General features: G+C 31.3%; 11 protein-coding genes and 1 pseudogene. 4 read left to right on the top strand and 8 right to left on the bottom strand.

What is annotated here, in order from left to right; all coding sequences use genetic code 11:
- The 4 genes and pseudogenes from ACN5J3_RS13685 to ACN5J3_RS13700 all read left to right on the top strand — a co-directional run.
- Positions 1-1,107, top strand: a pseudogene (locus ACN5J3_RS13685) (hypothetical protein); the annotation flags it as partial.
- A gap of 230 nt (positions 1,108-1,337) precedes the next feature.
- Entirely contained in the window at positions 1,338-2,129 is a 792-nt protein-coding gene (locus ACN5J3_RS13690; RefSeq protein ID WP_036227268.1) for a gliding motility-associated C-terminal domain-containing protein, read from the top strand.
- 11 nt (positions 2,130-2,140) lie between these two features.
- On the top strand, positions 2,141-3,088 hold the full coding sequence (locus ACN5J3_RS13695; RefSeq protein ID WP_370225454.1) for a type IX secretion system membrane protein PorP/SprF: 948 nt from the start codon (positions 2,141-2,143) through the stop codon (positions 3,086-3,088).
- A gap of 2 nt (positions 3,089-3,090) precedes the next feature.
- Positions 3,091-5,019: an OmpA family protein gene (locus ACN5J3_RS13700; RefSeq protein ID WP_418512109.1), complete on the top strand. Its 1,929-nt coding sequence runs from the start codon at positions 3,091-3,093 to the stop codon at positions 5,017-5,019.
- Positions 5,020-5,066: 47 nt separating this feature from the next.
- On the opposite strand, the gene ACN5J3_RS13705 is transcribed toward ACN5J3_RS13700, so the two are convergent.
- The 8 genes from ACN5J3_RS13705 to rpsA form a co-directional block, all read right to left on the bottom strand.
- Entirely contained in the window at positions 5,067-5,564 is a 498-nt protein-coding gene (locus ACN5J3_RS13705) for a CAP domain-containing protein (RefSeq protein WP_370225455.1), read from the bottom strand.
- Positions 5,565-5,722: 158 nt separating this feature from the next.
- Positions 5,723-6,370, bottom strand: coding sequence for a pyridoxamine 5'-phosphate oxidase (gene pdxH, locus ACN5J3_RS13710; RefSeq protein WP_418512110.1), 648 nt, complete (start codon positions 6,368-6,370; stop codon positions 5,723-5,725).
- Between the two features lie 67 nt (positions 6,371-6,437).
- Positions 6,438-7,343, bottom strand: a complete 906-nt coding sequence (locus ACN5J3_RS13715) for a ribonuclease Z (RefSeq protein ID WP_418512111.1) — start codon at positions 7,341-7,343, stop codon at positions 6,438-6,440.
- A 9-nt stretch (positions 7,344-7,352) separates the two neighbouring features.
- Positions 7,353-7,685 (bottom strand): hypothetical protein, encoded by a 333-nt coding sequence (locus ACN5J3_RS13720; protein ID WP_027879963.1) that lies wholly within the window; start codon positions 7,683-7,685, stop codon positions 7,353-7,355.
- Between the two features lie 3 nt (positions 7,686-7,688).
- Positions 7,689-8,618 carry an aspartate carbamoyltransferase catalytic subunit gene (locus ACN5J3_RS13725; RefSeq protein WP_106678334.1) on the bottom strand — a complete coding sequence of 310 codons (930 nt, stop codon included), beginning with the start codon at positions 8,616-8,618 and terminating at the stop codon, positions 7,689-7,691.
- Between the two features lie 3 nt (positions 8,619-8,621).
- Positions 8,622-9,161, bottom strand: coding sequence for a bifunctional pyr operon transcriptional regulator/uracil phosphoribosyltransferase PyrR (gene pyrR, locus ACN5J3_RS13730; protein ID WP_027879961.1), 540 nt, complete (start codon positions 9,159-9,161; stop codon positions 8,622-8,624).
- Positions 9,162-9,290: 129 nt separating this feature from the next.
- Positions 9,291-10,034, bottom strand: coding sequence for a T9SS type A sorting domain-containing protein (locus tag ACN5J3_RS13735; RefSeq protein WP_418512112.1), 744 nt, complete (start codon positions 10,032-10,034; stop codon positions 9,291-9,293).
- Between the two features lie 383 nt (positions 10,035-10,417).
- Positions 10,418-11,791, bottom strand: a 1,374-nt coding sequence (rpsA, locus tag ACN5J3_RS13740) for a 30S ribosomal protein S1 (protein ID WP_418512113.1), incomplete at its 5' end; no start/stop codon positions are given.

Genomic DNA, 11,791 nt, shown 5'->3' on the forward strand with positions numbered 1-11,791 from the left:
AACTATACAGTAGCTGATGACTGTGGAAACATAGCTTCTACTTCAGCAACGTTAACTATTGAAGATACAACTGCGCCTGACTTAGCGTTATGTTCGGATGTGGCTGATGAAACTATTGAATGTGATGGCGCTAATAACAGTACTTTAGCATCTAATTGGAATGCGGCTAACATCGCGGCTTTACAAACCTGTCCTACGGATAGTTGTGATGCGGATGCTAGTTATAATGTAACGTCTGACTTCGACTTTAACAACTTTGTGAGTGCTTGTGGACTTGGTGGTACTATTACTGTAAACTATACAGTAGCGGACGACTGTGGAAACATGGCGTCTACTTCAGCAACATTAACTATTGAAGATACGACTGCGCCAGACTTAGCACTTTGTTCGGATGTGACTGATGAAACTATTGAATGTGATGGCGCTAATAACAGTACTTTAGCATCTGATTGGAATGCGGCTAATATCGCTGCTTTACAAACGTGTCCTACGGATAGTTGTGATGCGGATGCGAGTTATACTGTAACGTCTGACTTCGACTTTAATAACTTTGTTAATACTTGTGGACTTGGTGGTACTATTACTGTAAACTATACCGTAGCGGATGACTGTGGGAACATAGCTTCTACTTCTGCTACTCTAACTATTGAAGATACAACTGCGCCAGACTTGGCGTTATGTTCAGATGTTTCAGATGAAACTATTGAATGTGATGGCGCTAATAACAGTACTTTAGCATCTGATTGGAATGCGGCTAATATCGCTGCTTTACAAACGTGTCCTACGGATAGTTGTGATGCGGATGCGAGTTATACTGTAACGTCTGACTTCGACTTTAATAACTTTGTTAGTGCTTGTGGTCTTGGTGGTACTATTACTGTAAACTATACAGTAGCGGATGATTGTGGGAACATAGCTTCTACTTCAGCAACGTTAACTATTGAAGATACAACTGCGCCAGACTTAGCGTTATGTTCAGATGTTTCAGATGAAACTATTGAATGTGATGGCGCTAATAACAGTACTTTAGCATCTGATTGGAATGCGGCTAATATCGCTGCTTTACAAACGTGTCCTACGGATAGTTGTGATGCGGATGCTAACTAGCATCTGATTGGAATGCGGCTAACATCGCTGCTTTACAAACGTGTCCTACGGATAGTTGTGATGCAGATGCTAACTACACCGTAGCATCTGACTTCGACTTTAATAACTTTGTTAGTACTTGTGGTCTTGGTGGTACTATTACTGTAAACTATACAGTAGCGGATGATTGTGGAAACATAGCCTCTACTTCAGCAACGTTAACTATTGAAGATACAGTTGGTCCAATATTAGTGACTCAATTAGATTTACCTTCAGATGTTGTTTGTTCTAACATTCCAGAAGTTCCTGAGTTAATTTTTGAAGACAACTGTTCTGAACAAGATATTGAATTTACTTTTGAAGAAACTTCAACATACACTGGTGAGGAAGAAATGTACACTATTACTTGGATCTGGACTGCAACAGATGAATGTAACAACAGTACAGTAATTACTCATAATATTAACGTCATTACTGAAAACTTTATAGAAGAATCATTTATTTCAAGATGTTATGAAGATGGTGAAATTGATCTATACAATGAACTACCTCTTGGATATGATACTGATATGGAATGGACTGTTGAAACAGATGGAATTTCAATTGCAAATGGAATATTTGATCCTTTAGATGTAGATTTAGGTGACTATGTCTTTACTTATACAACAATTGATAATGGATGCTTAAAAACATTTAGATTAACTGTTAATATTAATGAAGACTGTGTGGTATTACCTTGTGGAAGCTTAGACAGAATCAAAATATCTAAAGCTGTAACACCAAATGGAGATGGTTATAACGAAACATTTAATGTTACAGGAGCTTCTGATTGCGGTTTTGTTGTAGAAGTAAAACTATTTAACAGATTTGGTGATGTGGTTTATGAATCTGATAATTACCAAAATGACTGGAGCGGAGTTTCACCTTCATCTTCAATTGGATCTGCAGGAAGATTGCCAAATGGTACTTATTACTATGTAGTAGTACTTAAAGAAAGTGGTTTAGACCCAATTGCTGGTCCAATATATTTAGGTACTAAATAAAAATGCTATTAATGAAAAAATTTTCAAAATATGGAATAATTGTATTGTTCTTTTTAGGTTGTTTAGAGATAACTGCTCAACAATTACCTCAATTTACTCAATACATGTTTAATACAATTTCCATAAATCCTGCATATGCAGGCAGTAGAGAAACACTAAGTATTGTTGGTCTACATAGAAGTCAATGGGTTGGTCTTGAAGGAGCTCCTACTACTTCAACTGTATCAATACATTCGCCTTTAAAAAATGAAAAAATTGGACTAGGTGCTACAGCTATAAATGATGAATTAGGTTATGAAAATTTTGTGTACGTAAATGGAGCTTTTTCTTATACAATTCAAGTATCTGAAAAAACTAAATTAGCATTAGGTTTAAGCGCTGGTTTTATACACTATAGCTTAGATAGAGCAGGATTTTTGGATGATCAAAGTGTATCTCAAGATCCATTTTTTAGCAATTTTACAAACCGTTGGAATCCTAACTTTGGTGTAGGCGCATATTTACATCAAAATCGTTGGTATTTGGGTCTTTCTGCTCCTAGAATTATTAATACAAATTATAACGAGTCTGCTTTAGATCCTAATGTAGATTACATAGCGTTAGAACGTGTTGGATATTATTTTACTGGAGGATACGTATTTGATTTAGGTGAAAACACTAAACTAAAGCCATCTACAGTAGTTAAATTTACAAATGGTGCTCCAATAACTTTTGACTTAAGTGCTCACTTACTATTTAATGAAACGTTTTGGATTGGTGGAAGTTATAGATATAATCAAGATACGTCAACAATCGGAGGATTAGCAGATTTCCAAATTTCGCCACAAATGAGAATTGGATACGCTTATGAACATTATATAACAGATTTAAGACCTTACACTGGTGGTACACACGAAATATTGTTGATGTTTGAGGTGTTTAAACCAACAAAACGTGTTAAATCTCCAAGATATTTCTAAAGATGAAATTAAATTTTACATACTTAATATTATTTTTTGTTTGTCAGTTTTCAATAGCACAAACAAAAGTTGCAGATAATTTTTTTAGAGACTTTAATTATGATAATGCTGCAGAGTTATACAAAGAAGCTTTAAAAAAAGAAGACAGTACAGAACATATTTTGTCAAGACTAGGAGACTGCTACTTTAACATTAGTAAAGTAAAAGAAGCTGCTTTTTGGTATAAAAAAGCGATTGATAAATATCCAAACATTAACTCTGATTATATATATAAATACATTCAAACTTTAAGAGCTCAAAAGAAATATGAAGAAGCAATTGAATTTGTCAAAATTTTTAACAAGAACAATAAAAAAGATAGACGAATAAAAGATATAGAAAAATTTAATCTAGATACATATTCAGAATTATCAAGCACAGAAAAGGTTTATGTAGAAATTGAAAATTTACCTCTAAATACAAAATATTCAGATTTTGGTAGCTTCGAAAAAGATAATAAATTATACTTCTACTCTACTTGGGTTAAAGATTCTATTACAAATGAAAAAGAATTATACGAACTTAATAATGAACCTTATTTAAATATTTTTGAATCTGAAATTACTATAGAAAATAATAAAAAGATATTTAGTAATGCAGCAAAATTAAATTCTGAAATCAATACTAAAAATGATCACGAAGGTCTTGTTACCATTACAAATGATGGTAATACAATGTATTTTACCAGAAATAATGTAAATAAAAAGGAAAAAAGACGGTATAATAAAAGTGGATCCTCAAATTTAAAACTTTATAAAGCAACTAAAGTTGATAATACCTGGACAAATATTGAAGAATTACCATTTAATAATGAAAACTTTGACTTTACAGCTCCTACCCTTACTCCAGACAATAAGACTTTAATATTTTCATCAAATATGGATACTGGGTATGGTCAAACAGATTTGTATAAAGTAGCTATAAATGATGATGGTACATTTGGAGAACCAATTAATCTAGGACCAAAAATTAACACAGAAGGAAACGAAAAATTCCCTTTTGTTGCAAAAGACTCTACTCTATACTTTTCTAGTGATGCTAATATTAACCTAGGTCTTTTAGATATTTTTGAATCTAATATTTTAAAAACCAATACTGATATTGAAGTCAAAAATTTAGGAGCTCCTTTTAATAGTTCTTTTGATGACTTTTGTTACTTTATAGATACAGAAACAAATACAGGTTATTTTTCTTCTAACAGAGAAGGAGGACAAGGTGGAGATGATATTTATGCGTTTGGTAAATTAAAATGCGAACAAATCGTAAAAGGTTTAATTAGAGATGAATTAACTAATGAATTATTGTCAAAAGCTACAGTCTCTTTAATTAACATAGATGGTAAAATATTAGAAAGATATCAAACTAAAGAAGATGGTTATTACGAGTTTAAAATAGATTGCGAGAAAACTTATACAATTTTAGCTGAAAAACCAATCTACAGACCTGATAATATTGAGTTTGAAACATCTGCAATTAATCAAGAAGAAACTGAAATTGATTTATCATTAAAACCACTTATTATTGATAATGAGATTGTAATTAACCCAATATTTTTTGACTTTGACAAATCTAATATTAGACCAGATGCTGCTTATGAGTTAGAAAACATAGTTGCTGTTATGAGAGAACATCCAAAAATGGTTATTAAAATCGAATCTCATACAGATAGTCGTGGTAATGATAGTTATAATATGAAATTATCTGATAGAAGAGCTAAGTCTACTAGAGATTATTTATTTTCTAGAGGCATAGCAAAAGACCGAATACAAAGCGCTATTGGTTATGGAGAATCTCAAATATTAAATCGTTGCAAAAACGGAGTTAAATGTACAGATGAAGAACATGAAGAAAACAGACGATCAAAATTTATTATAACAAATAATTATAAATAAAAAAAGCCTTCCAAATTGGAAGGCTTTTTTTTAGCTATTATCCTTTATTATTTTTTTATAAAAATATTTGTAAAATACCATTTGTCGTTAGCATTTTTTTCTGCAGATATCTCAAAATGACTAAAATCTCCTTCTATGGTTTGTCTATGACCTTCACTGTTTAACCAAGCATTTACTACAGAATTTGCACTAGAATATCCATATGCAACATTCTCTGACACAGATTGGGCATCTGCATTTGCTTGTAAGTAAGCTTTTCTGCTATGAAAATAGTCATGATTTACTTCATCAATATCAATCATATAATCTGTGTGAGAATACGCTTGACCTTTAATTATGTCTATACTTTTTAATTCATTTAAACCAATACTTATTCTATGCTGGTTAATTAACTCTAAAATTTCTATTTCAATAGTTTTAGCTTCAGGAATTACAATGTCATTACTTTTAGCTACATTTTGGTCATCATCTAAAGTATCTGTGCTACAAGAAGATAGTGTTATAGCAAAGAAAAAAACAGTAAGTAGGTTAAGTGCTAGTTTCATAATTTTAGGGATAAATAATTTGGGTACCTCTAAAATATGAACAGTTCATTTTTAATTATGTTAAAGAAATGTTAAAATCGATTAACTACATGTTTTTTAACGTCTTTTAATACACTTTATCGATTATTAATATCAATACTATGCATTTAAACGATATTTTAAGGAGATAATCTTTTCTTAACCCAATCGTAATTTTCTTCTAACGTATATAAAATTCTATCATGTAATCTATTAGGTCTACCTTGCCAAAACTCAATAGAAATTGGTTTAACAATATAACCTCCCCAAAATTCTGGTCGTTCTACTTCTTTGCCTTTATATGCGATTTCTAAAGCTTTTAACTTATTTTCTAACACATCTCTACTTTCTACAACTTCACTTTGATTTGAAGCTAACGCACCAAGTTGACTTCCTTTTGGACGAGATTCAAAATAACCATCACTTAAATTAGGAGCAATCTTTTCTGCTTTACCTTTAATAATTATTTGTCTTTCGGCTCCATGCCAAAAAAAAGATAAACAAATATTAGGGTTATTGGCTATTGCTTTTCCTTTTTCGCTTTGATAATTGGTGTAAAATATAAAACCTTCGTAAGTAAATTTTTTAAGAAGTACTACCCTATTTTTTGGGTAACCGTCTAAACCAATAGTAGATACTGTCATAGCATTAGTTTCATCTTGCGGAAAATGTTGGTCTACTTCATTAAACCAAGTTCTGAAGAGTTCTAAAGGGTTTTCTGGTGTGTCTTTTAGGAGTAATTCGCCCTTTTCGTAGGACTTTCGGTAATTGCTTAAATCTTTTTCCATAAATTTAATTTGAATGTAAATTTACAAGATTTAAATTTTAAATGTTAGTAGGTAATTTGTATTTCGGCTAAAATTCGAAAACTTTTCCATCTTCAGCTAATTCTACATTGTTAAAAATAGTCTGAGCTTCTATTTTAAAATCTTGTAGATTATCATATCTAGTTGAATAGTGTCCTAATATCAACTGCTCTACATTGGCTAATTTGGCTATTGTTGCGGCTTGTACAGCTGTACTGTGCTTTGTTGGAGCTGCTAGCTTTGCATGTTTTTCTAAAAATGTAGATTCATGATAAAGTGCTGTAGCATTTTTTATAATAGGCACTAAAGCTTCGTTATAAGCTGTATCACTACAAAATGCATAACTTTTTGGTTGTGGTGCTGGTAAAGTTACCGTTTGGTTTTTTACTATTTCTCCTTTTTTATTTGGTACATCTGCACCTTGTTTTAATTTACGATAATATGCTACGTCAATATCTTCATTAAGCACTGCATTCATATCCAACTTGCGTTCTCCTATTTTTTCTTTAAATAAAAAACCGTTGGTATATATGCGATGGTCTAATGGTATTGTATGTACTTCTACTTTTTCGTCTTCAAAAATAAGCTCTGATGATGTTGAAGTAAGCTCATGAAAGTATAAATTATAATTAGTCCAAGACTGGGCTAACTTCATTTGTAATACAATGACTTCTTTTAATCCTTTTGGTGCGTGAATATGTAGATCTGCCTCACGACCTAATAATCTAAATGTAGATATTAATCCTACTAAGCCAAAAAAATGATCGCCGTGTAAATGAGAAATAAAGATATGCTTTATGCGGTTAAATTTTATTTTATGTTTACGCAATTGTACTTGTGTTCCTTCTCCGCAATCAATTAAAAATAAATGATTTTTAATTTCTAAAACTTGAGATGTAGGATTTGTAAAAGTACGTGGTGTAGCGCTGTAACAGCCTAAAATATTTAACTTCATAAGTTGAATTTAAAATCCTAAATCGCGCTCCATTTCTTCCATTTCAATAATATCTTGTGCTTCTTGAAGTGTTGGCACTATTACTATTTCTTCTGGAGTTTTGTCTACATCTATACCTTCATTTACAATTACAAAAGAATGTTTTGCTGCACGATGTTGATTAGAAACTCTTAAAAACTCTATAATTTGTTCTAAAGGAATAGGTTTTATTGTATTTAAATTAACAATGATGTTATTGTTTTTAAATTTTGGATAAAGAGCCTCTATTTTTTTTACCAATTCTATAACCGAAGCATTTTCTTGGGTTATGGTTGTTATGTTTTCGTTTTGATCTATAATCATAACTTAGTTTTTAATTTTTGAAGCTAAAAGATAGATTACAGCCATTCTTACAGCTACACCATTTTGGACTTGGTCTAAAATTATGGCTTGTTTTGAGTCTGCAACATCACTAGTAATCTCTACACCACGATTTATTGGTCCTGGATGCATGATTGTTATTTCTTTATCTAAACTGTCTAATAGCTCTTTATTAACTCCAAACTGTTGGGTATATTCTCTTGTAGAAGGGAAATAACTAATATCCATACGCTCGTTTTGTACACGCAACATATTTGCTACATCACACCAATTTAAAGCTTTACGAAGGTTGGTTTCTACCTTTACTCCTAACTTATCAATATGTTTTGGCAATAATGTTTTAGGTCCACAAACCATAACATTTGCGCCTTGAAGTTTTAAAGCAAAAATATTTGATAAAGCCACACGACTATGCAAAATATCTCCTACAATAACTACATTTTTTCCTTTTACACTACCTAATCTTTCTCTAATAGAATACGAATCTAAAAGCGCTTGTGTTGGGTGCTCATGTGCTCCATCTCCTGCATTTACAATTGCTGCGTCTACATGTTTTGATAAAAAAACACCTGCACCAGGATTAGGATGACGCATTACTACCATATCTACTTTCATAGATAGGATATTATTTACTGTATCTATTAAGGTTTCTCCTTTTTTTACTGAAGATTGTCCAGCTGAAAAGTTAATGACATCTGCAGATAGTCTTTTTTCTGCTAACTCAAAAGACAGTTTTGTACGTGTTGAATTTTCAAAAAATAGATTAGCTATAGTTATATCTCTTAGCGAAGGTACTTTTTTAATGGGTCTATTAATAACCTCTTTAAAATGATCTGCTGTTTTAAAAATAAGCTCTATATCTTCTTCTTTAAGATATTTAATACCTAGTAAGTGATTAACACTTAATTCGCTCATAGTTTAATTATTTATAAGATATACCGTGTCTTCTTCTTCGTTTTCTTTCCAATGCACTTTAACTTTTTCATTGTTAATGGCATCTACTTGTCTTCCTCTGTAATCTGGTTGTATTGGTAAATGTCTACTAAAACGTCTGTCTATAAGTGTTAACAACTCTATTTCTGTAGGTCTTCCAAAACTTTGTATTGCTGTTAATGCAGCACGAATACTGCGTCCTGTATATAATACATCGTCAATAAAGACTACTTTTTTGTCTTCTACTACAAAGTTGATTTCTGTCTTATTTGCTTCTAAAGGTTTATCACTTCTTCTAAAATCATCTCTATAAAACGTAATATCTAAATGCCCTAATTGAAGATTTTTGACTTTATATTCTTTGGTTAAAATTTCAGCTAATCTATTTGCTAAAAACTTTCCTCTAGGCTGAATTCCTATTAAAACAGTATCTAAAAAGTCGTTATGATTTTCGATAAGTTGACAAGCCAATCTGTGAAGAATGATGTTTATTTCGGTTGCATTAAGTAGCACTCTTTGACTCATAGTGTTTTCCAAACGGGTTTGGTTAACAAAGGTAAAGTAAAATATGATAAGTTAAAAGGTGTTTTTGTTTTTACATAGAAAAAGGAGTTTTATTTCTAAAACTCCTTTACTAATCATTAAGAAATGTTGCTACCTCTTAATAAACTTATGTGTTATAGATGTATTTTCGTTTTCTAAAACTAACACGTAAATTCCTGTGTTTAATTGAGAAATATCTACAATATCTATAACTTCTGTATTATCTTCTTTATATATTTCTTGACCGGTTAAAGCGTAAATTGTTGAAGATGTAAAACTCTTGTTTCCTAAAATTTCTAATTTATTTTCTTTAGTTACTATTTTAGTGTCTTCAAATTCTTGAGTATCTGTACTTAAAGTAGCATCAAATTCACTCTTCATTGTTATACTAGTACCTCCTAATAAACTTGATAAATTAATACCGGAATCTGAGTTTTTATAAACTCTTAAATAATAGGTATTAGATGTACCAGTATCATCAATTACAAATTGAAAACTACCGCCAACTAATACAAATACCGTATATGCATTACAATCTAACTCTTGTAACTGACCAATATCTCCTTGAGGAGCTTTAAATATCTGATATTCAACATCAGTAATAACAGCTAAGCCTGCACATGCCATACCAATTGTCATTTTATTATCACCTACATTAACTGTATGTTTATAAAAAACATCATCTGCAGATATACAAGCTGGAGCTAATCCTGAATTTGAAGCTGAGTTGTAGTTTAAGATATCAATACTTGCCATAGTTCCATCAATAGGAATTGCATCATTTATAGTATCTCCGTTTTGACCAATAAGCGTTGTAACAAATAGAATTGTTACTAAGTGTAAAATATTCTTCATAATGTAAAAATTAGGGTTAATTAATTAAAAGCTATCTTATAACTAAGAAAAGTTAATTGATAGCTTATTATTTAAACCATAATTGTGCGCACATTATAATTTTAATAATAATTTACTGTTACATTTAAATTACAAAAAATATCACAATAAAATCAATAAATTTAGACGAATGACGTAATTTTTTAACACTTTTTAATGTATTGAAGAATACACCTACATTTTTAACAAGAAAAACACTACATAACTGATAATCATTTGTTTACAATAAAAAAAGGTGTTTTAAAGTAGTTACTAAAAAATCATAATATATAAGTGTAAATAATCGAAATAAAAAAGCCTCTCAAAAATTGAGAGGCTTTTAATTATATAAAAATTAAGTAAGATTACTTACCGTCCATTTTATCTTTTAATGCTTGTAACGCTTCGTTAGCATCACCTAAAGTTGGTTTTGCTTCTGCAGCTTGAGCTTCTGCTTTTTTAGCAGCAGCTTTTACGTTAGCAATCTCTTCTTCTTTAAATACAGCAGTATGAGATGCTACAACACGCTTAAATTCTTTATTAAATTCAATAATTTTAAATTCAGCAGTGTCACCTTTCTTAAGCATTTTTCCGTCTTCTTTTTCCATGTGACGAGATGGTACAAATGCAACGATATCTTCGTTAAACTCAATTGTAGCTCCTTTATCTACAACGTCTGCAATTTCTGCAGTATGAGTAGTACCTAAAGCAAATTCAGATTCGTATTTGTCCCAAGGGTTTTCTGTAGTTTGTTTGTGACCTAAAGATAATTTACGTCCTTCAACATCTAATTCTAATACAACTACATCTAACTTATCACCTACGTTACAAAACTCAGATGGATGTTTTATTTTCTTAGTCCAAGATAAATCTGAGATATAAATTAATCCGTCAATACCTTCTTCTAATTCTACAAATACTCCAAAGTTAGTAAAGTTACGTACAGTACCAGTGTGTCTAGAACCTACAGGATACTTTGTAGTAATATCTGTCCATGGATCTGGTGTTAATTGCTTAATACCAAGAGACATTTTACGGTCTTCTCTATCTAATGTTAAGATAACTGCTTCTACTTCGTCACCAACGTTAACAAAGTCGTTAGCAGAACGTAAGTGTGTAGACCAAGACATTTCAGATACGTGTACTAAACCTTCTACACCTTCTGCAACTTCGATAAATGCACCGTAATCTGCGATTACAACTACTTTACCTTTTACTTTGTCACCTACAGCAACTTCTTCTCCTAATGCATCCCAAGGATGTTTAGATAATTGCTTAAGACCTAATTGGATTCTTGACTTATCCTCATCAAAGTCTAAGATTACAACGTTTAATTTTTGGTCTAACTCAACGATTTCGTTTGGATGGTTGATACGAGACCATGATAAGTCTGTAATGTGGATTAATCCATCTACACCACCAAGGTCGATAAATACACCGTAAGATGTGATGTTTTTAACAACACCTTCTAATACTTGACCTTTTTCTAATTGACCAATAATTTCTTTCTTTTGCTCTTCGATATCTGCTTCGATAAGCGCTTTATGAGAAACAACAACGTTTTTAAATTCGTGGTTAATTTTAACAACCTTAAATTCCATTGTTTTATTTACGTACTGATCGTAATCTCTAATTGGCTTAACGTCAATTTGAGAACCTGGTAAGAATGCTTCGATACCAAAAACATCTACAATCATACCTCCTTTAGTACGACACTTAACAAAACCGTTTACGATTTC

Origin of the sequence: Corallibacter sp. (assembly GCF_048381695.1) — a bacterium.
GTDB lineage: Bacteria > Bacteroidota > Bacteroidia > Flavobacteriales > Flavobacteriaceae > Corallibacter > Corallibacter vietnamensis.

Bases quoted from the DNA above. Each gene is read 5' to 3' on its own strand.
- ACN5J3_RS13695 (WP_370225454.1), top strand. From the start codon at position 2,141: ATGAAAAAATTTTCAAAATATGGAATAATTGTATTGTTCTTTTTAGGT.
- ACN5J3_RS13700 (WP_418512109.1), top strand. From the start codon at position 3,091: ATGAAATTAAATTTTACATACTTAATATTATTTTTTGTTTGTCAGTTT.
- ACN5J3_RS13705 (WP_370225455.1), bottom strand. From the start codon at position 5,564: ATGAAACTAGCACTTAACCTACTTACTGTTTTTTTCTTTGCTATAACA.
- pdxH (WP_418512110.1), bottom strand. From the start codon at position 6,370: ATGGAAAAAGATTTAAGCAATTACCGAAAGTCCTACGAAAAGGGCGAA.
- ACN5J3_RS13715 (WP_418512111.1), bottom strand. From the start codon at position 7,343: ATGAAGTTAAATATTTTAGGCTGTTACAGCGCTACACCACGTACTTTT.
- ACN5J3_RS13720 (WP_027879963.1), bottom strand. From the start codon at position 7,685: ATGATTATAGATCAAAACGAAAACATAACAACCATAACCCAAGAAAAT.
- ACN5J3_RS13725 (WP_106678334.1), bottom strand. From the start codon at position 8,618: ATGAGCGAATTAAGTGTTAATCACTTACTAGGTATTAAATATCTTAAA.
- pyrR (WP_027879961.1), bottom strand. From the start codon at position 9,161: ATGAGTCAAAGAGTGCTACTTAATGCAACCGAAATAAACATCATTCTT.
- ACN5J3_RS13735 (WP_418512112.1), bottom strand. From the start codon at position 10,034: ATGAAGAATATTTTACACTTAGTAACAATTCTATTTGTTACAACGCTT.